Raw genomic sequence first — 26,038 nt, forward strand, 5'->3', positions numbered from 1 at the left:
GCTCCACGTGAAGACACTTGCCCGCATCGCTGCGATGGGCGCCGCCGCCGCGCTCACCCTGACCGCGTGCGCTGACGCCCCCGACGAGGACACGAGCGGGTCCGACGGAACATCTGCAGCTGGCGACTTCACCGGGTGCATGGTGTCCGACTTCGGCGGATTCGACGACAACTCGTTCAACGAGTCGGGATTCAGCGGTCTGGAGCGCGCTGAGGAGGAGCTGGGCATCGACGTCCAGTTCGCGGAGTCCACCGACGCGGGCCAGTACACGCAGAACGTCGACTCGATGGTCCAGGCGAACTGCGACCTCATCGTGACGGTCGGCTTCAACCTCGCCGACGCGACCGCTGAGGCTGCGGACGCGAACCCCGAGCAGCGCTTCGCGCTCATCGACTCGGGCGTCGACCCCGTCCGTGACAACGTCAAGCCGCTGCTGTTCAACACGCAGGAGGCTGCGTTCCTCGCCGGGTACCTCGCCGCGGGCGTCTCCGAGACCGGCGTGGTCGGCACGTTCGGCGGCCAGCCGTACCCGTCGGTGACGATCTTCATGGACGGGTTCGTCGACGGTGTCGCGAAGTACAACGAGGACAACGGCACGGCCGTCACGGTCGTCGGCTGGGACAAGGACGCGCAGTCCGGCGAGTTCACGGAGACCTTCGAGGAGATCAGCGTGGGCGCCACGAAGGCCGACCTGCTCATCTCGCAGGGTGCGGACGTCATCCTCCCCGTCGCCGGGCCGGTCGGTGAGGGCGCGCTCGCGTCCGCCAGCCAGCACGAGGGCGTCAAGGTCATCTGGGTGGACTCGGACGGTTACGAGCAGGAGAAGCTTGCGCAGTACCAGGGCATCATCCTCACGTCCGTCATGAAGGAGATCGGCCAGTCCGTCTTCGACGTCGTCTCGTCGACCTCCGAGGGCTCGTTCGACCCGGAGCCCTACGTCGGCACCCTCGCGAACGGTGGCGTCTCGCTCGCCCCGTTCCACGACCTCGAGTCGGCCGTGCCCGCCGAGCTCCAGGAGCAGCTCGACGTGCTCGAGCAGCAGATCATCGACGGCGACCTCGTCGTCGAGTCCGTGAGTGCGACTCCGGTCGACTGATCCACACCGGCGGGTGGTCCCTGGCACGACGCCAGGGGCCACCCGCTCGTTCGTCCGCACCGCGACGGCACAATGGAAGAGTGGCCGTCCACCCGATCGACGTGAAGGACTCACCGGGATGAAGCTGGAGCTGCGGGGGATCACCAAGGTCTTCGGGTCGTTGATCGCCAACGACCACATCGACCTCGTCGTGGAACCCGGGGAGATCCATGCCCTGCTGGGCGAGAACGGGGCGGGCAAGAGCACGCTCATGAACGTCCTGTATGGCCTGTACGACCCCGACGACGGGGAGATCCTCGTCGACGACGAGCCGCGCACCTTCTCCGGCCCCGGTGACGCGATGGCCGCAGGGATCGGCATGGTGCACCAGCACTTCATGCTCGTGCCGGTGTTCACGGTCGCCGAGAACGTCGTCCTCGGGCACGAGCCCGTCAAGGGCGGTCTCATCGACCTGAAGAAGGCCCGCGCGCTCGTCCGGGAGATCTCGGACCGCTTCGGGTTCCAGATCGATCCCGACGCCCTCGTCGAGGACCTGCCGGTCGGAGCCCAGCAGCGCGTGGAGATCATCAAGGCCCTCTCCCGCGATGCGAAGGTCCTCATCCTCGACGAGCCGACCGCGGTGCTCACGCCGCAGGAGACCGACGAGCTCATCGAGATCATGCGTCAGCTCAAGGCTGCGGGGACGTCCATCGTCTTCATCACCCACAAGCTTCGCGAGGTCCGCGCCGTCGCGGACCGCATCACGGTCATCCGACGTGGCACGGTCGTCGGCTCCGCCGACCCCACCGCGTCCGAGATGGAGCTCGCGTCCGCCATGGTCGGACGCAGCGTCAACCTGACGACCGACAAGGCGCCCGCCAAGCCCGCCGAGACACGCCTCGTCGTGTCCCGGCTGGCACTGCGTGGCTCGTCTGACGAGACGCTCCTCGACGACGTGTCGTTCGAGGTGGCGTCGGGAGAGATCCTCGCCGTCGCAGGGGTCCAGGGAAACGGTCAGACCGAGCTCACCGAGACGATCCTCGGCATGCACCGCGACGCGACGGGCAGCATCCGCCTCGGCGGGACCGAGCTCCTCGGGCGCTCCATCCGCGACGTGCTCTCCGCAGGCGTCGGGTTCGTGCCCGAGGACCGCAGCAAGGACGGGCTCATCACGTCGTTCTCCATCGAGGAGAACCTCATCCTCGACCTGCACGACAAGGCGCCCTTCGCCCGCGGCGCCGCCCTCGACCGCGACGCCGTCGCCGCGAACGCCACCAAGTACGTCAAGGAGTTTGACGTCCGTGCCGCGTCGCCGAAGGACGCGGCGAGCACGCTGTCCGGCGGGAACCAGCAGAAGGTCGTCCTCGCCCGCGAGATGTCGCGCCCCCTGCAGCTGTTCGTCGCGTCGCAGCCCACGCGTGGCCTCGACGTCGGGTCGATCGAGTTCGTGCACCGGCGGATCGTCGCCGAGCGCGACCACGGGACGGCCGTCATCATCGTCTCGACCGAGCTCGACGAGGTGCTCGCCCTCGCCGACCGGATCGCGGTCATGTACCGCGGCTCGATCGTCGGGATCGTCCCGGGTGACACGTCACGCGACGTCCTCGGGCTCATGATGGCGGGGCTCTCGCTCGACGCGGCCCGGGCAGAGGCCGCCAAGCACACCACGCTCCTCAGCCAGGCCGATGCCGCGCCCGGCAGCATCCCGGAGGTTTCCCCGTGACCGACCCCCGACCCAGCCAGAGTGCCGGGGCGCCCCACGACGCCGAGGGCACCGCCGTGACCGAGACCGTTCCCGGGGCCCCCGGCGCGACCACCGAGAAGGGCGCAGCCGCACCGCGTTCGATGGTCCGAGAGATCCTCGAGAGCAGCTCCGCCGTCGTCGTCCTCGCCGTCGTCGCTGCGCTCGCGCTCGCGGCCGTCCTGGTCGCGGCCGCGGACAGCGACGTCCAGCGCACGGCGGGATACGTCTTCGCCCGGCCGAGCGACTTCTTCACAGCCGTGTGGGACTCCGTGTGGGGCGCGTACTCGTCGTTGTTCCGCGGCGCTGTCTTCGATCCGCAGGCCTCGACGACGCAACGTATGTTCAAACCGATCACGGAGACGCTCACGGCCTCGGTCCCGCTCATCTTCGCGGGTCTCGGCATCGGCATCGGCTTCCGGTCCGGGCTGTTCAACATCGGTGCGCAGGGCCAGGTCGTCCTTGGTGCGATCGGCGCGGCGTACATCGGGTTCGCGTTCGATCTGCCGGGCGTCGTGCACGTGATCCTCGCCGTCGTCGGCGGCCTCATGGCTGGCGCCCTGTGGGGGGGCATCGCGGGTTACCTCAAGGCGCGGTTCGACGCCAACGAGGTCATCGTGACGATCATGCTCAACTCGGTCGCCGTGTTCCTCATGTCGTACCTGCTGTCGACGACGGCGTTCAAGCGGCCCGGCAGCAACAACCCGATCTCGCCCCGCCTCGAGGACTCGGCGATGTTCGTCGGGCTTCTCGGAGGTTCGTTCCGACTGCACGCGGGCTGGATCCTCGCCATCCTCGCCGCGGTCGGCACCTGGTGGCTCATGGAGCGCTCGACGTGGGGCTTCAAGTTCCGGGCCGTGGGTGAGAACCCTGACGCCGCCCGGACGGCGGGGATCTCCGTGCCGTCCGTGTACCTCGCGGTCATGCTCGTCGCGGGGGGCCTCGCCGGGATGGGCGGAGTGTCACAGGTGCTCGGCACCGAGGGCGTCCTCCAGGACGGCGTCGCCGGTTCCATCGGTTTCGACGCGATCACGGTCGCCCTCCTCGGGCGTTCCCGTCCGCTCGGCACGGTCCTCGCCGCAACACTGTTCGGTGCGTTGCGAGCAGGCTCGCCGCTCATGCAGACCGCGAGCGGCACACCGATCGACATCGTCCTCGTCGTGCAGGCGCTCATCGTCCTGCTCATCGCTGCGCCTCCGCTGGTCCGTGCGATCTTCCGGCTGCCCGCCCCGGGCTCGTCCGTCCGGCTCTCGAAGGAGGTCGCAGCGTGAGCGCGACGACGAAGTCCCCGTCCGTCCCGCCGGGCAAGGCCACGCACGGGACGCTCACGGGTGAGGTCGAACCGCGCGTGTCGTGGGGTCCGTCTGCGGGCTACGCGGTCGTCGCGCTCACGAGCCTCGTGCTGTTCGGGCTCGGCTCGCCGGCTGGCGACTCGACGACGTTCACGCTCGCGAGCGCGAGCGACGTCGTCCAGCTCGCCCCGCTGACCGTCGCCGCCCGCGCGACAGCGATCGTGCTGTCCGTGCTGGGACTCCTCCTGGCGGCGTACTCGGCCTTCGAGGCCAGCCGGCACCGGCGCACCGGCGCGTGGTTGCCGGTGACCTTCGGGGTGGCCGTCGTCCTCGCGTTCCTCGTGTGGGCAGGTGCGGGGTCGGCACAGTCGCTTCCCGTGCCGCTGCTGCTGTCGCAGACGATCTTCATCGCGATCCCGCTCGCCTTCGGTGCGATGGCGGGCCTCGTGTGCGAGAGGTCGGGCATCATCAACATCGCGATCGAGGGCCAGCTCCTGGCGGGGGCGTTCACGGCGGCCGTCGTCGCGACTCTCGCGTCGAACCCCTACGCGGGGCTTGTTGCGGCCCCCGTCGCGGGTGCGGCCGTCGCCGTCCTTCTCGCGTGGTTCGCGATCACCTACCGGGTCGACCAGATCATCGTGGGTGTCGTCCTCAACGTCCTCGTCGCCGGCGTGACGAGCTTCTTGTTCTCGACGGTCCTCAAGGCCAACTCGTCGACGTGGAACTCTCCGCCGCGCCTGCCGATCATCGAGATCCCCCTGCTGTCGCAGATCCCCGTCCTCGGGCCCATGCTCTTCCGCCAGACGATCCTCGTCTACCTCATGTTCGCCTTCGTCGTGGTCCTCCAGGTGATGGTGTTCCGCAGCCGGTGGGGCTTGCGGATGCGCTCTGTCGGCGAGCACCCCAAGGCCGCGGACACGGTCGGCATCAAGGTCAACCTCACGCGGTGGCGGAACACGCTGCTCGGTGGGGCGATCGCCGGTCTCGGCGGGGCCTCGTTCACCGTGACCCTCGGGCTGGCGTTCGGGAAGGAGATGACCGCGGGCAAGGGGTTCATCGCCCTCGCGGCCATGATCCTCGGCCGGTGGAGCCCGCGCGGTGCGTTCCTCGCCGCACTCCTCTTCGGCTTCGCCGAGGCACTGCGCAGCGCGCTCGGGGTCGTGGGCTCCGACATCCCCAGCCAGTTCCTGGCCATGCTGCCGTACCTCGCGACGATCTTCGCTGTCGCTGGCCTCGTCGGCCGCGTGCGGGCGCCCGCTGCAGAAGGGATCCCGTACACCAAGTGACCACCGCCGACTCCCCGCCACCCGTCGACTGGGACGCCCTGCGCGCCGCCGCCCGTGACGTCATGACGCGGGCATACGTGCCGTACTCACACTTTCCTGTGGGGGCCGCGGCACTCGTCGACGACGGACGGGTCGTCGTCGGCTGCAACACCGAGAACGCCTCCTACGGGGTGGGGCTGTGTGCCGAGTGCGGGCTCGTGTCCGCGCTCGCCGCGTCGGGTGGTGGCCGGCTCGTCGCCTTCACCTGCGTCGACGGGCACGGGCGCACCCTCATGCCGTGCGGTCGGTGCCGCCAGCTCCTGTGGGAGCACGGGGGAGCCGACCTTCAGGTGGAGACGGTGAACGGGATCAAGCAGATGACCGAGGTGCTGCCCGACGCGTTCGGGCCGGACGACCTCGTGAGGAGGGCATGACGATGGCTGAGGCACTGGACGCGGTGGACGTCATCCGCACCAAGCGCGACGGGGGAGCACTGAGCGACGCCCAGATCGACTGGGTGATCGACGCGTACACGCGGGGCGCGGTCGCCGAGGAGCAGATGGCGGCGCTCAACATGGCGATCCTGCTCAACGGCATGACCCGGCCCGAGATCGCACGCTGGACCGCGGCCATGATCGCCTCCGGCGAGCGCATGGACTTCTCGTCCCTGTCGCGGCCCACCTCGGACAAGCACTCGACCGGGGGTGTGGGGGACAAGATCACGCTGCCGCTCGCGCCGCTCGTGGCCGTCTTCGGTGTGGCCGTCCCGCAGCTGTCCGGCCGGGGCCTCGGGCACACGGGCGGCACGCTCGACAAGCTCGAGTCGATCCCGGGCTGGCGCGCGGCGCTGACCAACGACGAGATGATGGCGCAGCTCGAGGACGTCGGCGCGGTGATCTGCCAGGCGGGTTTCGGGCTCGCCCCCGCCGACCGCAAGCTCTACGCCCTGCGCGACGTCACCGGGACGGTCGAGGCGATCCCGCTCATCGCGTCGTCGATCATGAGCAAGAAGATCGCGGAGGGCACCGGTGCGCTCGTGCTCGACGTCAAGGTGGGCTCCGGCGCCTTCATGAAGGACGAGGCGTCGGCGCGCGAGCTCGCCCGCACCATGGTGGACCTGGGGACCGACGCCGGCGTCCGCACGGTCGCCCTGCTCACGGACATGTCGACGCCGCTCGGCCTCACCGCCGGCAACGCGCTCGAGGTGCGGGAGTCGGTCGAGGTGCTCGCCGGCGGGGGGCCCGACGACGTCGTCGAGCTCACGGTGGCGCTGGCCGTCGAGATGCTCGCCGGTGCGGGCCGGGAGACCAGCCCGGACGACGTCCGTGCCGCGCTCGCCGACGGTCGCGCGATGGACCGCTGGGAGCGGATGATCTCCGCGCAGGGCGGTGACCCGCGGGCCCCGCTCCCGGTCGCCCGGGAGACCGAGCAGGTGCTCGCGCCGCACGACGGCGTGCTCGCGTCCCTCGACGCGTTGGAGGTCGGGTTCGCGGCCTGGCGGCTGGGCGCCGGGCGCGCCCGCAAGGAGGACCCCGTGCAGGCGGGCGCCGGTGTGGAGATCCATGCACGGCCGGGCGACCGCGTCGTCGCCGGACAACCGGTGCTCACCCTGCACACCGACACCCCGGAGCGCTTCGGGCGGGCGCTCGAGTCCGCGCGGGCTGCCGTCCGGATCGCCCCGACGGGAGAGCCGGTCGCCGCGCGACCGCTCCTCATCGACCGTGTCGACTGACCGCCCCCGACGTCCGGCTGCTGTCTACGACGTCGGGGACGAGCCCGACGCGCGGTTCTCGCTCGCCAACGAACGGACCGCGCTCGCCTGGGTGCGCACCGGCCTGGGCCTCGTCGCGGGCGGGGTTGCTCTCACGTCCTTCGCGACGTTCGCGGACCTCTCGGTCTTCCTCGACGTCGTCGCGGCCGTCGTGTGCCTCGCCGGCGGCGTCGTGGCGCTCTACGCGGTCCACGCGTGGCGGCGCAACGAGATCGCGCTCCGCACGCGCAGGCCGCTGCCGGCGCCGCGTGCGCTGCCGGTCCTCGTGGCCGGCGTCGTCGTCATGGCTGTGCTGCTCGGCGGCTACGCGCTCACGGCGGCGTTCTGACCGGCGACGGGCCCGGGGAGGGCGGCGCGACGAGTCCGGAGCCGCCCCCGGGGGCCCAGCCCGAGCGCACCGCGCTCGCGTGGCAGCGGACCCTCGTGGGTGTGGTCGGCGCGACGTTCGTCCTCGCCCTCACCGCGCTGCGCGCCGGGGCGCCCGGGCTCGCTGCGGCGGCAGCGGGGCTGGTCGGCTACGTGGGGGCCGTGCTCCTGGGTGGGTCACCCGGGCGCAATCCGGCGGCGGATCACCGGGCCGGCCGCCAGCCGCGCACCGGGCCGGTCCTCGTCCGGGTGGCGACCGTCGTCGCACTGCTCGGGGTGCTCGGTGCGACGCTCGCCGTGGTCGCGGTGATCCGGGGCACGTAGGTGCCGAGCGGTCCGGACCCAGCGGTGAGACCCCCGTGTGGTCCGCCGACCGGTGGCGGGTGGCAGCCGACGGGGCGAGCATGGAGAGATCCGGGGCGTGAAGCCGCACGGCCCGGCCGTCCCCACCCCCGTCCCCCCAGGAGGTCATCCATGAGCACCCAGCCCGGCAACGACGCGCTCCGCGACGCAGGGCTCACGAGTCCCGATCTCGACGGAGCGGTCAACCTCACGGAGGAGCTCGACGCGCAGCACCAGGCCGCGGCCGCGGCCGCGGCCGATGCCGCGCCGGAGGACTACGCGCCCGGTTCCCCGCGCCCGGACCAGCGGGGCGCCGCGGCCGAGGCGGACGTCGTCGAGCAGGCGGCTGTCGTCCCGGACGAGGACGAGTACGTCTGACCTCGGCGGTACCGTTGGGGCATGACGTCTTCTCCGCGCTCCGACGCGCCTGCGACCACCGTGTCGCACATCGCGGCGCTCCCCAAGGTCCTTCTCCACGACCACCTCGACGGCGGCCTGCGGCCCCAGACGATCATCGAGCTCGCGTCCGTGGCCGGCCACACGCTGCCGACCACAGACCCTGCCGAGCTCGCTGACTGGTTCGTCGCAGCGGCCGACTCCGGGTCCCTCGTGCGGTACCTCGAGACCTTCGACCACACGATCGCCGTCATGCAGACCCGCGAGGGCCTGCGCCGCGTCGCCCGGGAGGCCGTGGTCGACCTCGCCGCCGACGGCGTCGTCTACGCCGAGCAGCGCTGGGCGCCGGAGCAGCACCTCACCCAGGGGCTGTCCCTGCAGGACGCCGTCGACGCCGTGCAGGAGGGACTCGAGGAGGGCGTCGCGCTGGCCGCGCAGGAGGGCCGGGAGATCCGCGTCGGCCAGCTCGTCACCGCGATGCGGCACGCCGACCGCTGGGACGAGATCGCGGCGCTCGCCCTCGCGAACCGCGACCGAGGCGTCGTCGGATTCGACATCGCCGGAGCCGAGGACGGCTTCCTGCCGTCCCGCTACCCCTCGACGTGGCGCACCCTCAACGACGCGTCGTTCCCCGTGACGATCCACGCCGGCGAGGCCGCGGGTGTGCCGTCGATCGCCGAGGCCGTGCACCTCGGCCAGGCCAGCCGCATCGGCCACGGCGCCCGCATCGTCGAGGACATCACCGGCATCGACGGCGATGCGCCGGAGCTCGGACGCGTCGCGCACTGGATCCGCGACAACCAGATCCCGCTCGAGCTGTGCCCGTCGTCGAACCTGCAGACCGGCGTCACCGACTCGATCGCCGCCCACCCGATCTCCCGGCTGCGGGACCTCGACTTCGCGGTGACCGTCAACACCGACAACCGCCTCATGTCCGGGACCTCGATGACCCGGGAGATGACGCTCCTCGTCGAGCAGGCCGGCTGGAGCCTCGAGGACCTGCGTGACGTGACGCTGGCCGCGGCATGGAGCGCCTTCGTTCACCACGACGAGCGGCACGCCCTGGGGGAGCGCATCGCCGCCGCGTACGACGCTGCGGCCGCGTCCGACGTCGTCGGGACGTCCAGCGCCCTCTGATCCCACCCGCCCCACGAGAACCGCACGAACGACGGAGCCCATCATGACCAGCACGAGCCACCTGAGCGCGAGCGAGCTCGCCCAGTACGTCGACCACACGCTCCTCACGGCGCACGCTACGCAGGCCGACGTCGCGGCGCTCGCGGAGGAGGCCGACGAGCTCGGCGTGTACTCCATCTGCGTGTCGCCGTCGATGCTGCCGTTGGCGCTGCCCGCCGGGAGCACCCTGAAGATCGCGACCGTCTGCGGTTTCCCCTCGGGCAAGCACCACAGCCAGATCAAGGCTGCGGAGGCCGCGCTCGCCGTCGAGCAGGGCGCGCACGAGGTCGACATGGTCATCGACGTCGGCGCCGCGAAGGCTGGCGCCTGGCATTCCGTCGAGGCGGACATCGCCTCGGTGCGGGCGGCCGTCCCCGCTCCAGCCCTGCTCAAGGTGATCATCGAGTCCGCCGCGCTCGAGGACGACGAGATCGTCGCGGCGTGCCAGGCCGCGGAGAGTGCCGGTGCGGACTTCGTCAAGACGTCCACGGGCTTCCACCCGGCGGGTGGCGCCAGCGTGCACGCGGTCGAGCTCATGGCCCGGACGGTGGGCGGGCGACTGGGCGTCAAGGCCAGCGGAGGCATCCGGACGGCCGAGGCCGCGCTCGCGATGATCGATGCGGGAGCGACCCGCCTCGGGTTGTCCGGCACCGCCGCCGTCCTCGCGGGCCTGGACGCGCTCGACGGTCGTGGTGCCCAGCAGGAACCGCCGGCGGCTGGCGAGAGCTCCGGCTACTGACCGACCCTGGCGCCAGCTGCTGGGCGCCACCCACCCGCATCCCCGAGAGGGCACTGATGACCCCCGATGCCACGCCAGCCGGCGACGAGCGCCGACCCGGACGGCCCGAGCGCCCGGTGACCAGCGCGGTCGTGCTGCGCACGGAGTTCCTCACGCCGCACATGGTCCGCGTGGTCCTCGGGGGCGCCGGGCTCGACGGGTTCACGCCGCTGCCCTGCACGGACCAGTACATCAAGCTGCGGTTCCCTGCCGAGGTCGAGGGAGGCAGACCGCGCCTGCGGACCTACACCGTCCGCTCCTGGGACCCGGTGGCGCGTGAGCTCGCGATCGACTTCGTCGTGCACGGCGACGAGGGCCTCGCCGGTCCCTGGGCCACACGCGCCCGGCCGGGCGACGAGATCACCTTCGTCGGTCCGGGGGGCGGGTACGCCCCGCCCCCGGACGCCCTGTGGCACCTGTTCATCGGTGACGAGAGTGCGATGCCGGCGATCGCGGCCGCCCTCGACGCTCTCGACAGCGGCGCCCGCGCGAAGGTGTTCCTCGAGGTCGGCGGACCGGCTGACGAGCTGGACCTGCACACCGCTGCGCACGTCGCGGCGCGGACAGACGGCCCGCTCGACGACCCCCTCGTCACCTGGGTGCACCGTGGGCGCAGCCGGAGCCTCCTCGACGTGGTGGCGTCCTGGCCGTTCCCCGAGGGGGTGCCGTCCGTGTTCCTCCACGGCGACGCCGGGCTCGTCAAGGACCTGCGGCGCCACCTGCGTTCCGAGCGTGCCGTGCCACCTGCCGCCCTCTCCGCGTCGGGCTACTGGCGGCGTGGCCGGACGGAAGAGGGCTGGCGCACCGAGAAGGCACAGTGGAAGGCCGCTGTCGACGAGGACGAGCGCACCCTCGCCGCCTCGTGACCCCCAGGGGCGCCCTCAGATCCCGAGGGCTGCGCGCATGTCCGCGGACACGTCGGCGATCCTGAGCCGCGCCGCCGCGCGCGCGTCGGCCAGGTCGTCGGACGACGCGCTGGCCGAGACGTCCCGGACGACCTCGAGGTAGCACTTGATCTTCGGTTCGGTGCCGCTCGGGCGCACGATGACCCGGGTGTTGTCCTCGGTGAGGAGGCGCAGGCCGTCCGTGGGCGGAAGGCCGTCGACCCCGTCGGCGAGGTCCACCGTCTCCACGACCGACGAGCCGCCGAGCGACACGGGAGGCGCTTGCCGGAGCCGCGCCATCGTCCGAGGGATCTCGGTGAGGTCCGTGAAACGCACCGAGAGCTGGTCGGTCACGTACAACCCGTGCTGCCGGGCGAGATCGTCGAGGGCGTCGACGAGGCTCTGACCGCGGGCCTTGAGGTGGTCTGCCAGCTGCACGACGAGGAGCGCCGCGCTGATCCCGTCCTTGTCCCGCACGGACTGCGGGTCGACGCAGTAGCCGAGCGCCTCCTCGTACCCGAAGAGGAGGCCGGGGACACGGGAGATCCACTTGAACCCGGTGAGCGTCGTCGCGTGCTCGAGCCCGTGCGCCGCAGCGATGCGGGCGAGGAGCCGCGACGAGACGATCGAGCTCGCGAGGGTGCCCCTGCGGCCCTCGCGCTCGGCCCGGCTCGCGACGAGCTCACCGAGCAGCGCTCCGACCTCGTCGCCGTGCAGCATGCGCCATCCCTCGAACGCGGCGGTGTCGGCGCCCGCGTTCACCGGCAGCTGGCGGATCACCCCTGGGTCGATGACCGCGACGGCGCACCGGTCGGCGTCCGGGTCGTTGGCGATGACGAGGTCGGCCCGGAGAGCTTCCGCGTAGGTGAGGGAGAGGTCGATGACGCCCGCTTCCTCGGGGTTGGGGAACGCCACGGTCGGGAAGTCGGGGTCGGGGTCCGCCTGCTCAGGGACGAGGAACACGTCCGGGTAGCCGGCGCGGCGCAGCACCTCGCCGAGGACGGCCCCTCCGACGCCGTGCAGCGGCGTCGCCACGACCTTGAGCCTGCGGGGCGACGAGTCGTCGACGAGGGCGTCGACCGAGTCGAGGTAGGCAGCGAGCAGGTCCGGTCCGACGACCGTCCACCCGTGGTCGGCGCGGGCGATCGAGGCGACGGACGGCACGGCCTCGATGCGGGCGGCGATCTCGGCGTCCTGCGGCGGCACGATCTGCGCACCCTGGCCCGCGTCGGTGACGACCCGGCCACCGAGGTACACCTTGTAGCCGTTGTCCGTCGCGGGGTTGTGGCTCGCGGTGACCATGACGCCGGCGTCGGCGTCGAGGTGTCGGAGCGCGAAGGCGAGGACGGGCGTCGGCAGGGGCCGGTCGAGCAGCAAGGCCTCGTGACCGGCGGCCGTCGCCACCGCGACGGTGTCCCGTGCGAAGTCGAGCGACCGGTGCCGAGCGTCGTACCCGACAACGATCCGCGGCGGACGCCCCGGACCGACCGTGTCCGAGAGGAAGGCGGTGAGTCCGGCCGCAGCTCGCAGCACGACCGCTCGGTTCATCCGGTTCGGGCCACCGCCCAGGGCTCCCCGCAGGCCCGCGGTCCCGAACTGCAACGTGCCCGAGAAGCGGTCCTCCAGGTCGTGCAGGGCCGCGACGTGCGCTCGCGTGGGGTCGTCCCGGTCGTCGGCGACGCGGAGCTGGTCGAGGAGCTCGTCGCGCGTCGTGGGGTCGGGGTCGTCCGCGATCCAGTCCCGGACCAGTGCCCGGACCCGCTCGAGGCGCTCCTGCTCGGACGGCTGCTGGTCGGTCGTGGTGTCGTTCGTCATGTCAGATCCTCGAGACGATCGCGGCGAGCAGGGCACTGATGCGCGGTCCGGCGGCCTGGCCCGCCTCGATGACCTCGGCGTGGGAGAGAGGTACCGGGCTGATCCCGGCAGCGAGGTTCGTGACGAGGGAGATGCCCAGCACCTCGAGGCCCACGTGCCGTGCGGCGATGGCCTCGAGAGCGGTCGACATCCCCACGAGGTCCCCCCCGAGCCTGCCTGCCATACGGACCTCGGCCGGGGTCTCGTAGTGGGGTCCGCGGAACTGGACGTACACGCCGTCGGCGAGCTCCGGGTCGACCTCGCGGGCGACGGCACGCAACCGCGCCGAGTACAGGTCCGTGAGGTCGACGAACGTCGCGCCCTCGAGCGGCGACGTCGCCGTGAGGTTGATGTGGTCCGAGATGAGCACGGGTGTCCCGGGCGCCCAGTCAGGATTGAGCCCACCGCACCCGTTCGTGAGGATCACGGTGCTCGCGCCCGCTGCCGCCGCGGTGCGCATCCCGTGCACGACGGCGCGCACCCCCCTGCCCTCGTAGAGGTGCGTACGGGAGCCGAGCACGAGGGCATGCTTGCCCGTCGCGGCGACCTTGACCGAACGGAACGTCCCGACGTGTCCGGCGACGGCTGGAGCCGTGAACCCGGGCACCTCGTCCGCTCGCACCTCGGCGACCGTCTCGCCGAGGAGATCGGCGCTGCCACCCCACCCGGAGCCGAGGACGAGCGCGATGTCGTGGCGCTCGATGCCGGTGGCCTGCGCGAGGTGCCTGGCTGCCTGGGCTGCGAGGTCGAAGGGGTCGGTGACGGCTGGGTCGGCCGCTCGTGCGGGTGAGGGAGTGGTCATGGTTCGAGGCTAGCGCCCGCACAGGGAGGCGACGACCGGTCGCCGGGTGCGCGTGTCGTCGACCCGTGGAGCGACCGCCGGACCCCTGGGATACTGGACGTATGACGTCATCCACGACCCCGCCCCCCGTCCCTGGAGCCGCTTCGCTGTCTGACCCGGACCTGCAGGCGACGAAGATCGTCATCCTCGGAGGTGGACCCGGCGGCTACGAGGCCGCCCTCGTCGCGAAGCGCCTCGGTGCGGACGTCACGGTCGTCGAGCGCCAGGGCCTCGGCGGGGCGGCGGTCCTCACGGACGTCGTGCCGTCGAAGACGCTCATCGCGACAGCCGAGTGGATGGCGGTGGGCCGGACCGCATCGGAGCTGGGCATCCGCATCCAGGACGCGGCCGGCGACCCCGCCGACCAGCTGTCGGTCGACCTTGCCGTCGTCAACGCACGCGTGCGGCGGCTCGCGGCCGCGCAGTCGGACGACATCCGTGCGCGCCTCGAGCGCGAGTCCATCCGGGTGGTCGACGGGCAGGGTCGGCTCGACGGGCCGTCACGCGTCGTCGTCGACCCCACCGAGGGGTCGGAGCCGGAGACGATCGAGGCCGACGTCGTGCTCGTCGCGACGGGTTCGACGCCGCGGGTCCTGCCGACGGCACAGCCGGACGGCGAGCGGATCCTCACGTGGACGCAGCTCTATCAGCTCACCGAGCTCCCCGAGCGCCTCATCGTCGTCGGCTCGGGGGTCACCGGTGCCGAGTTCGCCGGCGCGTACAACGCGCTCGGCTCCGACGTCGTGCTCGTGTCCAGTCGTGACCGGGTCCTGCCCGGCGAGGACGCTGACGCCGCGAACCTCATCGAGCAGGTCTTCACGGACCGCGGCATGACCGTGATGTCGAAGTCGCGCGCCGAGTCTGCGGTCGTCGTGGGGGAGGGGCCCTCGGCGCACGTGGAGGTCACCCTCTCCGACGGGAGGGTCGTCACCGGTTCCCACGTCCTCGTGGCGGTCGGCTCCATCCCCAACACGCAAGGCCTGGGCCTCGAGGAGGCGGGTGTCCGGCTGACGACGACCGGTCACATCGAGGTCGACAAGGTGTCCCGGACGAGCGTGCGGGGGGTCTACGCCGCCGGCGACTGCACCGGGGTCTTCCCGCTGGCGTCCGTCGCCGCGATGCAAGGCCGCGTGGCGATGTCGCACGCCCTGGGCGACGCCGTGCAGCCGTTGCGCCTGCGCAGCGTCGCGGCGAACATCTTCACCGCACCGGAGATCGCGACCGTCGGCTACAGCGAGCAGGCACTCAAGGACCAGAGCTCGAAGTACTCCACGACGATCCTGCCGCTGCGCCGCAACCCGCGGGCCAAGATGCTCGGCATCCGTGAAGGGTTCGTCAAGATGTTCGCGCACCCCGATGCCGGCGTCGTCCTGGGAGGTGTCGTCGTGGCGCCACGTGCGAGCGAGCTCATCTTCCCGATCACTCTTGCGGTCGCCCACCGCCTGACGGTCGACGACGTCGCTGAGGCGTTCACGGTGTACCCGTCCCTGTCGGGCTCCATCGCGGAGGTCGCCCGGATGGGGCACCACAGGATCGACTGACCGCCGCGGCGCGATCGCGTCAGAGTGGGCGGACCGCGCCGAGGTCGAGGGTCGCGTGGATCGCTCCCTCGCGGACGTCGAGCGCGACGAGCGTGACCCCGGCGACCTTGGCCGCGATCGCGTCCTGCAGGCGCAGCGCGAGCACGGGCTCGTCCGTGCCCCGGCGGACCTCGACGAGGCCGTCGGGCAGGCCCCGGCTGCGCAGCGCGGAGTTGATCGGCGCGGTGAGGTGGTTGACGAGCTTGTGAGCCGGGAGCGACCGCGCCTGGGCGCCGATCTCGAACGTCGCGACGCCTCCGGTGTAGCCGGTGAACACGGCGACGACCGAGACGGTGCCCACGGCTGCGGCCGCGAGGCGCAGCGCCATCGGCGGGTCGGGGATGAGCCGCAGGTCGATCTCGGCGAACACGGCGTTGCCCTTGCCGAGGACGGAGGTGACCATCGGTGGCAACGGTTGCTGGGACGTGGCGACCGTCATCGCTTCGCTGATGGGGAACGTGATCTGCATGGCTCTCCTCGCGGGGTACTCGTGGACCTGCGACGCCTCGCCGGTGGGGGGCGTCGGGTGGCAGTCCCATTGTGGGACCACGCGGCCGGGACGACCTGCTCAGGACTCCTGGGAGATCCGATCGACGAGAGAGCGCCAGACCGAGCCGAACGCCGGGAGCAGCGGATGGTCCTCGACCTCGTCGACCGCGACCCACACCATCTCGAGGCTCTCGGGGTCCGTCGCACGGACCTCGGGGGACGTCCCGTCGTCCACGACGGCGAGGATCGTCGTGTAGCGCCAGTCGCCGTGGTCGAGCACGTGCTCGCCGACGACGTGCACGAGGTCCGGCGTGATCCCCGCTTCTTCCTGAGCCTCCCGGAGCGCACCCTGCTCAGGGGTCTCGTCGGGTCCCACGGCGCCGCCGGGGATCCCCCAGGTGCCGCCCTGGTCGCTCCACAGCGCGCGGTGCTGGAGGACGATGTGGGAGACGCGACCTGCGTGGTCGCGTCTGGCGAGAAGCAGGCCTGCCGCCCCGAACCGGCCCCAGTGCTTGCGGCCGCAGGCGCAGTCCACCCACCCGTCCCCGGGCTGGCGCGGGCTCTGCGGTGCGGGACGGGTCACCGGACGAGCCTGCCACACGGGCCGGACCCGAGCCATGCGGTGCGAGCGGCGAACGGGTCGATCAGTCGACGATCTGGCAGATCGCGGTACCCGAGCTCACTCCGGCTCCGACGACGGCGGACAGCCCCGCCACCGTGCCGGCACGGTGGGCGAGGAGCGGCTGCTCCATCTTCATCGCCTCGAGCACGACGACGAGGTCGCCCTCGGCGACGAGCGCACCGTCGGCGACAGCGACCTTGACGATCGTGCCCTGCATCGGCGACGCGAGGGTGGCGCCGTTGCTGCCGGACGACTTGGTCACGGTGCGGCGCGCGGGGCGCCGCACCGGCTGACGGCCACGTCCACCTCCGATACCGAGCCCTGCCGGGATGACCACCTCCAGGCGCTTGCCCCCGACCTCGACGATCACGCGTTCGGTGGCGGCGGCCTCGGACTCCGTGTCCGTGGATGGCTGCGCAGCGCCGAGGTTCGCGCACACGTCCGCGAACTCCGTCTCGATCCACCGGGTGTGGACGCTGAAGGGCTCGTCCCCGGCGGGGACGAACGCCTCGGCGTCGAGCACCGCGCGGTGGAACGGCACGACGGTCGGGATCCCCGTGATCTCGAGCTCGCGCAGTGCACGGCGGGCTCTCTCGACGGCCTGTCGCCGGGTGGCGCCGGTGACGATCACCTTGGCGAGCAGGGAGTCGAACGCGCCGGAGATCGTGTCTCCCTCGACCACGCCGGTGTCGACGCGCACGCCGGGGCCGCTCGGCAGCCGCAGCCCGGTGATGCGGCCGGGGGCCGGGAGGAAGTTCGCTGCGGGGTCCTCGCCGTTGATCCGGAACTCGAGCGAGTGGCCGCGGACCTCGACCGAGGAGTAGCCCAGCGGCTCCCCGGCGGCGATGCGCAGCTGTTCCCTGACGAGGTCGATGCCCGTGACCTCCTCGGACACCGGGTGCTCCACCTGGAGACGTGTGTTGACCTCGAGGAACGACAGGGTGCCGTCGACGCCGATGAGGAACTCGCACGTGCCCGCCCCGACGTAGCCTGCCTCGCGCAGGATCGCCTCCGAGGACGCGTAGAGCTCGTCGCGCTGGGCGTCGGTGAGGAACGGCGCCGGCGCTTCCTCGACGAGCTTCTGGTGACGTCGTTGCAGGGAGCAGTCGCGCGTCGAGACGACGACGACGGTGCCGTGCTCGTCGGCGAGGCACTGGGTCTCGACGTGGCGCGGCTTGTCGAGGTAGCGCTCGACGAAGCACTCGCCGCGGCCGAACGCGGCGACGGCCTCGCGGACCGCGGAGTCGAAGGCCTCGTCGATCTCGTCGACGGTGCGAGCCACCTTGAGGCCGCGACCGCCACCGCCGAAGGCCGCCTTGATGGCGACGGGCAGACCGTACGCTGCGGCGAACGCGTGGACCTCGCTGACGTCCGCGACCGGGTCGGGCGTGCCCGGGACGAGGGGCGCGCCCGCGCGCTGGGCGATGTGGCGCGCACTGACCTTGTCCCCGAGGGCGTCGATGGCTGCGGGCGGCGGACCGATCCACACGAGCCCGGCGTCGATCACCGCACGCGCGAAGTCGGCGTTCTCCGCGAGGAAGCCGTAGCCGGGGTGGACCGCGTCGGCTCCTGCCCGGCGGGCGACGTCGAGGAGCTTCGCGATGTCGAGGTACGTCTCGGCCGCACGCGCACCGTTGAGGGCGAACGCCTCGTCGGCCAGGCGGACGTGGAGGGACTCGCGGTCGGGGTCGGCGTAGACCGCGACCGACCTGATCCCGGCATCGGCGCAGGCACGGGCGATGCGGACGGCGATCTCGCCGCGGTTGGCGATGAGGACCTTAGAGATGAGGGGCACGGCTCACGGTAACGCGTGCGGCGCCCAGTTCCGCGCGATGCGCGGCCGCCACGGGCAAGATTGAGGAGAAAGCCAAGCCTGCTCCGACGGCCTTGTAGGGATCCGGCATGGTGGAGTGCGAGCCAGAGCGGCAAAACGCCACAAGTGGTCCAGCGCGGGGCGGACGTGGTCAGTCTGCTTGCCGATTCCACAGGTCGGTCCACCGGACGCCCACCTCCGTGAGCAGCGCTCGGAGCAGCGGCAGGCTGATCCCGACGACGCCGTGGTGGTCGCCCTCGATCCGCTCGACGAATGCGCCGCCGAGCCCGTCGATCGTGAACGCTCCGGCAACGCGCAGCGGCTCACCCGTGCTGATGTACGCGTCGATCTCCTCGTCGGAGACGTCCGCGAAGTGCACGGTCGTCGAGCTCGTCGCGCCGAGCGTCCCGCCGGTGCCACCCTCGTCGGTGTCGCGCAGGTCGACGACCCAGTGGCCCGTGTGCAGGACGGCGCTGCGGCCGCGCATGAGCCGCCACCGCTCTCGAGCGACGTCGGCGGTGGCGGGCTTGCCGTACACCTCGCCCTCGATCTCGAGCATCGAGTCGCACCCCACGACGACGTCGAGGGGTCCGGCACCCTCGTCCTGCCCGGGATCGGCGTCCTCGATGGCCCGTGTCACGTCCTGCGCCTTGGCCTGGGCCAGGAGCAGCACCACGTCCGCGGGCTCGATCGCGCCGTACCGCTGCCTCGCGTCGGCGATCACCGCATCCTCGTCGACCGCGGAGACCCGGACGACGGGGACGACTCCGGCGGCGGTGAGGGTGGCGAGGCGGGCAGGGGACGCGGAGGCGAGGACGAGGGTGGTCACGACGGATCAGCCTAGACCCGCGCGCGGGCACGTCGCAGGCGCCCGGGACGGGATGCGCTCACAGCGTGGTCGCCTCCGTGTGCGCGACGCTCGTCAGCGCGAGCGTCGCGAGCCACGCAGCTTCGTCGAAGACCCCGACCGGGCACGAGTAGGCGAGCAGCAGGCCGCTGTCCTGCGCCGTGATGGCGCGAGCGAGGTAGCGGTACTCGACGGCTGCGTCCGGCGTGGCGTACGTCGTCTGGTACTGCACCATCTCGAGCGGTCCAGCGGGCCCGACCACGGTCATGACCGGCCTCTCCACGGGCAGGTAGCTCTCGGCCCCGACGAGCTGGACGAGCAGGTCCTCGCTCGCTGCCCGGTCGTCATCCGTACCGAAGTCGGCATGAATCTGCTGGGTGCCCAGGACGCACCCCTCGTCGGACGCGAGCTTCGTCACGCCGTCGACGTCGAGTTGGGCGACCGTCCAGCCCTCGAGGCCGACCGGGACGCCCCACGCGGGGAGGGGGTCGCTCCCTCCGGGGGCGTCCTGACCAGCCACGGGGTCATCCGAGTCTGTCTCCTGCGACGTGTCGGCGAGCTTCTCCAGGACGTCTCCCCGGCTCTCCTCGAGCGTGCTGCGGGCGCCGGCCGCCCACTCCCGGAAGCTCGCGTCGGTCGTGGGTGCGGGAGCGGCGGGCTCCTGCGTGGCGCACCCGGTGAGGAGCGCGATCGCGAGGGTGCCAGCGCTGAGGGTGCCAGCCCCGACGACGCGGACCGGACGGGTGGTGCGCTGCTCTCGTCGGCGGGTGGTGAGCTGGGGGCGTGCGACGGACATGGCTGCTGCTTTCTCTCGGTGCAGGAGCCATCAGCGTGTCCGCGCTGTCTGTCGGGATCAGGCCCGCACGGGCGCGCTGTGCAGCGGGCGCTCGTCCACAGTCAGCGGATCGCCTCTTTCAGCACGTCCAGGCCGACGGAGCCGACGCTCAGCGCGCGCCGGTGAAACTCCCTGAGGTCGAGCTCGCCACCGGCAGCGCGCGCTGATGCTGCGGCGTCGTCGCGCACCTGCTCCCACAGGCGCTGGCCCACCTTGTAGGACGGCGCCTGGCCCGGCCACCCGAGATAGCGGTTGAGCTCGAACCGCAGGAAGGCCTCCGGCATGTTGACGTTCGCCGTGAGGAAGCGCCACGCCGTGGCACGGTCCCAGACGCCACCGCCCCACTCCTCCGGGGCGCGCTTGCGCAGGTGCACGCCGATGTCGAGGACGACGCGGGCCGACCTCATCCGCTGCGCGTCGAGCATCCCGAGGCGGTCGCCCGGGTCGTCGAGGAAGCCGAGCTCGGCCATGAGCCGCTCCGCGTAGAGGGCCCAGCCCTCGCCGTGCCCGGAGACCCAGCACGCGAGCCGCCGCCAGTCGTTGAGGACGTGCCGCTCGTGGACGGCCTGGCCGCACTGGAGATGATGGCCGGGGACACCCTCGTGGTAGACGGTCGTCTTCTCGCGCCACGTGCTGAACTCCGTGACCTCCGGCGGCACCGACCACCACATCCGTCCGGGTCGGGAGAAGTCGTCGCTCGGCGGCGTGTAGTAGATCCCGCCGGTCTGCGTGGGCGCGATCCGGCACTCGAGGAGCCGGACCGGCTCCGGGATGTCGAAGTGGGTGCCGTCGAGCGCTTCGATCGCGGCGTCGGACGTCTCCTGCATCCACCGGCGCAGAGCCTCGGAGCCCGACAACCGCCGCGCGGGGTCGGCGTCGAGGCGAGCGACCGCCTCGTCCACCGTGGCGCCCCGACCAGCAACCTGCTCGGCGACCCGCTCCTGCTCGGCGACCACCTTCCGCAGCTCCTCGAGCCCCCACGCGTACGTCTCGTCGAGGTCGACCTCCGCGCCGAGGAAGTACCGCGACGCGAGCGCGTAGCGGTCGTGGCCGACCGCGTCGTGGTCGGGCGCCAGGGGCGCGAGATCCCGCCGGAGGAAGTCGGCGAGGTCCGAGTAGGCGCGTCTGGCCTCCCGGGCCCCGTGCTCCAGCTCCTTGCGGGTCGCGGCGCACGAGGACGAGCCGTCGAGCGCGCGCTCCACAGCAGGCCCGGAGACGAACTGGGAGAAGAACGAGGAGGTCGGGTCGGCGAGCTCCGCCGCCTGCTTCGCACACTCCTCGACCTGCAGCGCCGCGGCGACCTGCCCGCGCTGGGCAGCCAGCCGCAAGGACGCGATGTACCCGTCGACGGCGGCGGGCAGACCGCCCAGGCGGGCGGCGATGTTCTCCCAGTCCTCGGGCGAGTCCTGGTCGCAGATGTCGAACACGTCCCGCATCTCCTGCAGCGGAGACGCGATGACGTTGAGCGTCGCGTGCTGCTCACCGGAACCGTACATCTCGAGGTCCAGGCCCAGGCGCTCGGACATCGCCAGCAGCGTGACCCGGTCCACCTCGTCGCGGGGTGCGATCGCACGGACGTTCTCCAACGTCGCGCGGACGAGCTCCGCCCGCGCGTCGATCCCGTCCGGCGAGAGGTCGGTCACGAGGTGGTCGTACCCGCGCACTCCGATCGCCGTCGCACCGAACGGGTCGAGCCGCGCCGACCTGCGGACGAACGCGTTCGCGACGTCGTCGATGGGGGAGGGGGGCCGGACCTCCGGGTCGGGCACGGGCACGGGCTGGGTGACGTGGTCCATGCCCCGACGCTACTCGTCCGGTGCAGCCGGACGCACGACCTCGCGGGACGAATGTCCCGTACGCGGCGCATGCGGGCACGGCATGATCGGTACCGGTGGTCGACCGACCACCGAGCGATGCAGGAGGCGGTGAGGCAGATGGCGGACGTCACGCACGACGACGCACTCGAGGACGACCAGCTCGAGGAGGACCTTCTGGCGACGCTCCAGGCAGACGAGCTGTCCGGGTTCCGGCACAGCAACCGGTGGATCTTCGGCACCATGGCACTGTCTGCGGCCATCAGCCTCGTCGCCGCGTTCGTGCTGTCCTACGACGCCGTCAAGCTTGCCGCCGACCCGACGTCGGCCCTGAGCTGCAACGTCAACGCCATCATCAACTGCGGGTCCGTCGCCCTGTCCTGGCAGGCGAGCCTCTTCGGCTTCCCCAACGCATTCCTCGGGCTCATCACTGAACCCGTCGTGCTGACGATCGCCGTCGCCGGACTCGCCGGTGTCCGCTTCCCGCGGTGGTTCATGGCGACGGCGCAGGGCATCTACCTGCTCGGTCTCGCCTTCGCGCTCTGGCTGTTCAGCCAGTCCATGTGGGTCATCGGATCGCTGTGCCCGTGGTGCATGCTCGTCACGGTCTCGACGTCGCTCGTGTTCCTCACGCTCCTGCACTACAACATCCGTGAGGACAACCTCTACCTCCCGCCGACGTGGCAGGCGAGGGCACGCCGGTGGGTGCGGAACGACTACGACCTCTACGCGGGGATCGCGATCATCGTCGTCCTCGCGACGCTCGTCCTGACGAAGTACGGCTCCAGCCTCTTCGCCTGACGGGTCAGCGCGCACCCCCGACGGTCAGCGCAGGCTCCAGCGCCACATGTCCGCACCCGTGGCGCGAGGAGCGCCACGCAGGCCGATGCGACGGTCCGTCCACGGGCTGCTGTCCGTAGGGGCGGGTGCGTCGTTCCCCTCGGACACGGCGACGATGCCCGCCACGAGCGCCGCGAGTTCCATCTCGTCCGGCGCGCCCCGCACGACCCGGACGAGAGCCGGACCGACGAGCGCTACCGGCGCGTTCCCGACGGGCGCGCTCCCGGGGGGCACGTTCACGGCGTCCGCGGTCACAGTGCGTCGTCCTCGTCGTCCTCGTCGCCGAACAGCACGGGCGCGCCCCGTGCCGCACCCCACTCCGCGACCTCGAAGCCACGCTCCAGCAGGCGCCGGGCGACGGCCGCTCCCTCGTCGTCGATGATGCCGAGCACCGAGTCCATGGAGAGGTCGGAGGTGCCCGTGTGCGGACCCACGAGGAAGCCGAGGTGGAACGTCTCGACCTCGGTGGCGTACGGCGGGAGGTCGTCGTCGTCGGCCTCGGTGCCCTCCCACGTCATGCCTGTGAGGTCCGAGTGCATGCCCAGGCGCTCGTGGACGAGGTCGTAGAGCTCGGCATTGAGACTGTTCACCTGCGACTCGATGGCGAGGATCCGGGGGTCCTCGTCCGCCTCGTGCGCCCCGAACTCCGCCCGGACGCCCACGGCGGTGCCGACGTACTCGCGCAACGCCGCGGCCAGTGCATCGACGGTGCTGAGCAGGTCCGTCGCGTCGATGCCGGCCAACGGCATCGGTCCGTGCGCCGGGTGGTCGTGCTCGCCGTCGTGCGACCCGTCGGCGCCCCCGCCCGGGTGGATCTCGTCCCGGCTCACAGTGGGATGTTCCCGTGCTTCTTGGCCGGGAGGCTCGCCCGTTTCGTGCGCAGGGCCCGCAGCGCACGGATGACCTGCCCACGGGTCTCGTGCGGCGCGATGACCGCGTCGACGTACCCGCGCTCGGCGGCGTCCCACGGGTTGACGATCGCCTCCTCGTACTCGTCGGTCAGACGCTTGCGCTCCGCGTCGACGTCGAGACCCGCGTCCGCGGCAGCCTTGAGGGCTCCGCGCTGCAGGATGTTCACGGCACCCCCGGCGCCCATGACCGCGATCTGCGCCGTCGGCCACGCCAGGTTGATGTCGGCGCCGAGCTGCTTGGAGCCCATGACGATGTACGCCCCTCCGTAGGCCTTGCGGGTGATGAGGGTGACGAGCGGGACCGTCGCCTCCGCATAGGCGTAGATGAGCTTCGCGCCACGTCGGATGATGCCGTTCCACTCCTGGTCCGTGCCGGGCAGGAACCCGGGGACGTCGACGAGCGTGATCACCGGGATGTTGAAGGCGTCGCACGTGCGGACGAACCGGGCGGCCTTCTCCGCGGCGTTGATGTCGAGCGTCCCGGCCATCGACAGCGGCTGGTTGGCGACGATCCCCACGGACCGCCCCTCGACGTGCGCGAAACCCACGAGCACGTTGCGTGCGTAGAGCGGCTGCACCTCGAGGAACACGCCCTCGTCGACGACGTGCTCGATGACGGCGCGCATGTCGTACGGCTGCGAGTCGGAGTCGGGCACGAGCGTGTCCAGCTCGAGGTCGGAGTCCGTCACCTCGAGGTCTGCGCCTCCTGCAGCGAAGCTCGGCGGATCGCTGAGGTTGTTCTGGGGCAGGTACTCGAGGAGGTGTCGGACGTAGTCGATCGCGTCGTCCTCGTCCGCTCCCATGTAGTGCGCGACGCCCGAGCGTTCGTTGTGCGTCTGGGCGCCGCCGAGCTCCTCGAACCCGACGTCCTCGCCCGTCACCGCGCGGATGACGTCCGGGCCGGTGATGAACATGTTCGACGTGCCGTCGGCCATGACGATGAAGTCGGTGAGCGCGGGGGAGTACACCGCGCCACCGGCACTCGGGCCGAGGATGAGGGAGATCTGCGGGATGACGCCGGACGCGGCCACGTTGCGGCGGAAGATCTCAGCGAACTGGGTGAGCGCCGCGACACCTTCCTGGATGCGTGCGCCGCCGCCGTCGGAGATCCCGACGAGCGGCACCCCGGTGCGCAGCGCGAGGTCCATGACCTTCGTGATCTTCTGTCCGTGGACCTCGCCGAGACTGCCCCCGAACACGGTGAAGTCCTGGGAGTAGATGCACACCTGGCGTCCGTCGACGGTGCCGTGCCCGACGACGACGCCGTCACCGGCGAGGCGCTTCTTCTCGAGCCCGAAGTTCACGGAGCGGTGCTTGGCGAACGCGTCGAGCTCGACGAAGCTCCCCGGGTCGAGCAACGCGTCGATGCGTTCGCGCGCGGTCTTCTTCTTGCGGGCGTGCTGCTTGGCGGCGGCGGCCTCCTCGGGCACCGCCACGGCCTCGGTGTACCGGCGGGCGAGGTCCGTGAGCTTTGCTGCCGTGCCCACCGGACCGGCCGGGGTCGGGGGAGCGGTCGCCGGGGCGCTGGTCGGTGCGTGTGCGTCGGTCACGGAGCGAGCCTAGTTGGTGCAGAACGACGAATCACCTGCACGGGCGGCCAGTGCTTGCCCCCGACGGCTTGGCGGGTCCCTACAACACCTGCGGCATGATGGGGAGATGGAGACACCTTCCCGCGCCCCCGTCGACGCCGACCTCCTGCGCGGGCTGCTTCTCCAGCCAGCCGGACCGCTGGCCCGGCTGGAGGTCGTGGAGCGGTCCGCCTCGACCAACAGCGAGCTCGCCGCCGCTGTCTTCGCTGACGCGGACGCGTGGCCGGTGCCGTCGTTGCTCGTCGCCGAGCACCAGGTCGCGGGCCGCGGTCGTTCGGGCCGGGGGTGGCAGACACCGGACCGAGCGGCCCTGACCTGCTCGCTGCTCCTGCGCCCGGACGTGCCCGCTGCAGCGCTGAGCTGGTTGCCGCTGCTCGCCGGCCTCGCCGCCGTCACCGCGCTGCGGTCGACGCTCGGGGTGCGGGCCGTCGTCAAGTGGCCCAACGACGTCCTCGTCCCCCTCGACGTCCCGGAGCTGGAGGGGTGGGGCGCCCTCCGCAAGGTCGCCGGCATCCTTGCGGAGCTCCTGCCGGACGGGAAGGCAGTCGTGGGGATCGGTCTCAACGTGTCGCAGGTCCCCGAGGAGCTGCCGGTGCCGACCGCGACGTCGCTCGCACTGGCCGGCGCTGCGACGACGGACCGCACGGTGATCCTCGCCGCGCTGGGCGCCGCCATGGTCGACGTCTTCGGGCGGTGGGCGGCCGCGGGGGGTGACGTCGTGGGGACGGGGCTCGTCCGCGAGCTCGCGGAGGTGTCGGCCACGATCGGGTCCGACGTGCGCGTGGAGCTCGCGGACGGGGAGATCCTCACGGGGCGGGCGACCGGGTTCGCCGCCGACGGTGGCCTCCTCGTGCGTACGGGACAAGCCCAGCGAACGGTGCATAGCGGTGACGTGCATCACCTTCGCCTAAACTGAC

At 71.7% G+C, this 26,038-nt stretch carries 26 protein-coding genes; 15 read left to right on the forward strand and 11 right to left on the reverse strand.

Annotated features, from left to right (window positions below; genetic code table 11):
- Positions 1–7: 7 nt before the first annotated feature.
- The 12 genes from AC2AXK_RS09345 (at position 8) to AC2AXK_RS09400 (ending at position 11,068) form a co-directional block, all read left to right on the forward strand.
- The gene (locus AC2AXK_RS09345; protein WP_484345097.1) at positions 8–1,096 is read left to right on the forward strand and encodes a BMP family lipoprotein; all 1,089 of its coding nucleotides are present in this window, start codon (positions 8–10) and stop codon (positions 1,094–1,096) included.
- A gap of 118 nt (positions 1,097–1,214) precedes the next feature.
- Complete coding sequence (locus tag AC2AXK_RS09350) at positions 1,215–2,798, forward strand: ABC transporter ATP-binding protein (protein WP_484345098.1); 1,584 nt, start codon at positions 1,215–1,217, stop codon at positions 2,796–2,798.
- On the forward strand, positions 2,795–4,087 hold the full coding sequence (locus tag AC2AXK_RS09355; protein ID WP_484345099.1) for an ABC transporter permease: 1,293 nt from the start codon (positions 2,795–2,797) through the stop codon (positions 4,085–4,087). The genes AC2AXK_RS09350 and AC2AXK_RS09355 overlap by 4 nt, the downstream gene beginning before the upstream one ends.
- Complete coding sequence (locus AC2AXK_RS09360; RefSeq protein ID WP_484345100.1) at positions 4,084–5,394, forward strand: ABC transporter permease; 1,311 nt, start codon at positions 4,084–4,086, stop codon at positions 5,392–5,394. The genes AC2AXK_RS09355 and AC2AXK_RS09360 overlap by 4 nt, the downstream gene beginning before the upstream one ends.
- Positions 5,391–5,807: a cytidine deaminase gene (locus tag AC2AXK_RS09365; RefSeq protein ID WP_484345101.1), complete on the forward strand. Its 417-nt coding sequence runs from the start codon at positions 5,391–5,393 to the stop codon at positions 5,805–5,807. Before AC2AXK_RS09360 ends, AC2AXK_RS09365 begins: the two co-directional genes overlap by 4 nt.
- A gap of 2 nt (positions 5,808–5,809) precedes the next feature.
- Positions 5,810–7,105 (forward strand): thymidine phosphorylase, encoded by a 1,296-nt coding sequence (locus AC2AXK_RS09370; protein WP_484345102.1) that lies wholly within the window; start codon positions 5,810–5,812, stop codon positions 7,103–7,105.
- On the forward strand, positions 7,095–7,472 hold the full coding sequence (locus tag AC2AXK_RS09375) for a YidH family protein (protein WP_484345103.1): 378 nt from the start codon (positions 7,095–7,097) through the stop codon (positions 7,470–7,472). Before AC2AXK_RS09370 ends, AC2AXK_RS09375 begins: the two co-directional genes overlap by 11 nt.
- Positions 7,469–7,834: a DUF202 domain-containing protein gene (locus tag AC2AXK_RS09380; RefSeq protein ID WP_484345406.1), complete on the forward strand. Its 366-nt coding sequence runs from the start codon at positions 7,469–7,471 to the stop codon at positions 7,832–7,834. The genes AC2AXK_RS09375 and AC2AXK_RS09380 overlap by 4 nt, the downstream gene beginning before the upstream one ends.
- Positions 7,835–7,984: 150 nt before the next feature.
- Positions 7,985–8,230: a hypothetical protein gene (locus AC2AXK_RS09385; RefSeq protein WP_484345104.1), complete on the forward strand. Its 246-nt coding sequence runs from the start codon at positions 7,985–7,987 to the stop codon at positions 8,228–8,230.
- Positions 8,231–8,251: 21 nt separating this feature from the next.
- Entirely contained in the window at positions 8,252–9,385 is a 1,134-nt protein-coding gene (locus AC2AXK_RS09390; protein WP_484345105.1) for an adenosine deaminase, read from the forward strand.
- A 43-nt stretch (positions 9,386–9,428) separates the two neighbouring features.
- The gene (deoC, locus tag AC2AXK_RS09395; RefSeq protein WP_484345106.1) at positions 9,429–10,163 is read left to right on the forward strand and encodes a deoxyribose-phosphate aldolase; all 735 of its coding nucleotides are present in this window, start codon (positions 9,429–9,431) and stop codon (positions 10,161–10,163) included.
- 56 nt (positions 10,164–10,219) lie between these two features.
- Positions 10,220–11,068, forward strand: coding sequence for a siderophore-interacting protein (locus AC2AXK_RS09400; RefSeq protein WP_484345107.1), 849 nt, complete (start codon positions 10,220–10,222; stop codon positions 11,066–11,068).
- 15 nt (positions 11,069–11,083) lie between these two features.
- On the opposite strand, the gene AC2AXK_RS09405 is transcribed toward AC2AXK_RS09400, so the two are convergent.
- Both AC2AXK_RS09405 and AC2AXK_RS09410 read right to left on the reverse strand, forming a co-directional pair.
- Positions 11,084–12,901: a phospho-sugar mutase gene (locus tag AC2AXK_RS09405; RefSeq protein ID WP_484345108.1), complete on the reverse strand. Its 1,818-nt coding sequence runs from the start codon at positions 12,899–12,901 to the stop codon at positions 11,084–11,086.
- 1 nt (position 12,902) lies between these two features.
- Positions 12,903–13,742 carry a purine-nucleoside phosphorylase gene (locus tag AC2AXK_RS09410; RefSeq protein ID WP_484345109.1) on the reverse strand — a complete coding sequence of 280 codons (840 nt, stop codon included), beginning with the start codon at positions 13,740–13,742 and terminating at the stop codon, positions 12,903–12,905.
- Between the two features lie 101 nt (positions 13,743–13,843).
- Here AC2AXK_RS09410 and AC2AXK_RS09415 point away from each other — a divergent pair, with 101 nt between their 5' ends.
- The gene (locus AC2AXK_RS09415; RefSeq protein WP_484345110.1) at positions 13,844–15,322 is read left to right on the forward strand and encodes an NAD(P)H-quinone dehydrogenase; all 1,479 of its coding nucleotides are present in this window, start codon (positions 13,844–13,846) and stop codon (positions 15,320–15,322) included.
- A 19-nt stretch (positions 15,323–15,341) separates the two neighbouring features.
- Here the strand turns inward: AC2AXK_RS09415 and AC2AXK_RS09420 are convergent, their stop codons facing one another.
- The 6 genes from AC2AXK_RS09420 to AC2AXK_RS09445 form a co-directional block, all read right to left on the reverse strand.
- Positions 15,342–15,830, reverse strand: coding sequence for a hypothetical protein (locus AC2AXK_RS09420; protein WP_484345111.1), 489 nt, complete (start codon positions 15,828–15,830; stop codon positions 15,342–15,344).
- Positions 15,831–15,929: 99 nt separating this feature from the next.
- Complete coding sequence (locus AC2AXK_RS09425) at positions 15,930–16,433, reverse strand: NUDIX hydrolase (protein WP_484345112.1); 504 nt, start codon at positions 16,431–16,433, stop codon at positions 15,930–15,932.
- Between the two features lie 61 nt (positions 16,434–16,494).
- Complete coding sequence (locus AC2AXK_RS09430) at positions 16,495–18,267, reverse strand: acetyl/propionyl/methylcrotonyl-CoA carboxylase subunit alpha (RefSeq protein WP_484345113.1); 1,773 nt, start codon at positions 18,265–18,267, stop codon at positions 16,495–16,497.
- 169 nt (positions 18,268–18,436) lie between these two features.
- Entirely contained in the window at positions 18,437–19,114 is a 678-nt protein-coding gene (locus AC2AXK_RS09435) for a Maf family protein (protein WP_484345114.1), read from the reverse strand.
- A 58-nt stretch (positions 19,115–19,172) separates the two neighbouring features.
- Entirely contained in the window at positions 19,173–19,928 is a 756-nt protein-coding gene (locus AC2AXK_RS09440) for a hypothetical protein (protein ID WP_484345115.1), read from the reverse strand.
- A 101-nt stretch (positions 19,929–20,029) separates the two neighbouring features.
- Positions 20,030–21,763 (reverse strand): DUF885 domain-containing protein, encoded by a 1,734-nt coding sequence (locus tag AC2AXK_RS09445; RefSeq protein ID WP_484345116.1) that lies wholly within the window; start codon positions 21,761–21,763, stop codon positions 20,030–20,032.
- Between the two features lie 138 nt (positions 21,764–21,901).
- Here AC2AXK_RS09445 and AC2AXK_RS09450 point away from each other — a divergent pair, with 138 nt between their 5' ends.
- Positions 21,902–22,582, forward strand: a complete 681-nt coding sequence (locus AC2AXK_RS09450; protein WP_484345117.1) for a vitamin K epoxide reductase family protein — start codon at positions 21,902–21,904, stop codon at positions 22,580–22,582.
- A 24-nt stretch (positions 22,583–22,606) separates the two neighbouring features.
- Here the strand turns inward: AC2AXK_RS09450 and AC2AXK_RS09455 are convergent, their stop codons facing one another.
- Genes AC2AXK_RS09455 through AC2AXK_RS09465 form a run of 3 tightly spaced genes read right to left on the reverse strand, consistent with a single transcriptional unit; the run spans position 22,607 to position 25,019 of the window.
- The gene (locus tag AC2AXK_RS09455) at positions 22,607–22,876 is read right to left on the reverse strand and encodes an acyl-CoA carboxylase subunit epsilon (RefSeq protein WP_484345118.1); all 270 of its coding nucleotides are present in this window, start codon (positions 22,874–22,876) and stop codon (positions 22,607–22,609) included.
- Positions 22,873–23,451 carry a hypothetical protein gene (locus tag AC2AXK_RS09460; RefSeq protein WP_484345119.1) on the reverse strand — a complete coding sequence of 193 codons (579 nt, stop codon included), beginning with the start codon at positions 23,449–23,451 and terminating at the stop codon, positions 22,873–22,875. Before AC2AXK_RS09460 ends, AC2AXK_RS09455 begins: the two co-directional genes overlap by 4 nt.
- Positions 23,448–25,019, reverse strand: a complete 1,572-nt coding sequence (locus tag AC2AXK_RS09465) for an acyl-CoA carboxylase subunit beta (RefSeq protein WP_484345407.1) — start codon at positions 25,017–25,019, stop codon at positions 23,448–23,450. Before AC2AXK_RS09465 ends, AC2AXK_RS09460 begins: the two co-directional genes overlap by 4 nt.
- A gap of 169 nt (positions 25,020–25,188) precedes the next feature.
- Between AC2AXK_RS09465 and AC2AXK_RS09470 the strand changes: the two genes are divergently transcribed.
- On the forward strand, positions 25,189–26,037 hold the full coding sequence (locus AC2AXK_RS09470; RefSeq protein WP_484345120.1) for a biotin--[acetyl-CoA-carboxylase] ligase: 849 nt from the start codon (positions 25,189–25,191) through the stop codon (positions 26,035–26,037).
- Position 26,038: the final 1 nt, after the last annotated feature.

The organism is Sanguibacter sp. Z6_81, from assembly GCF_057180625.1.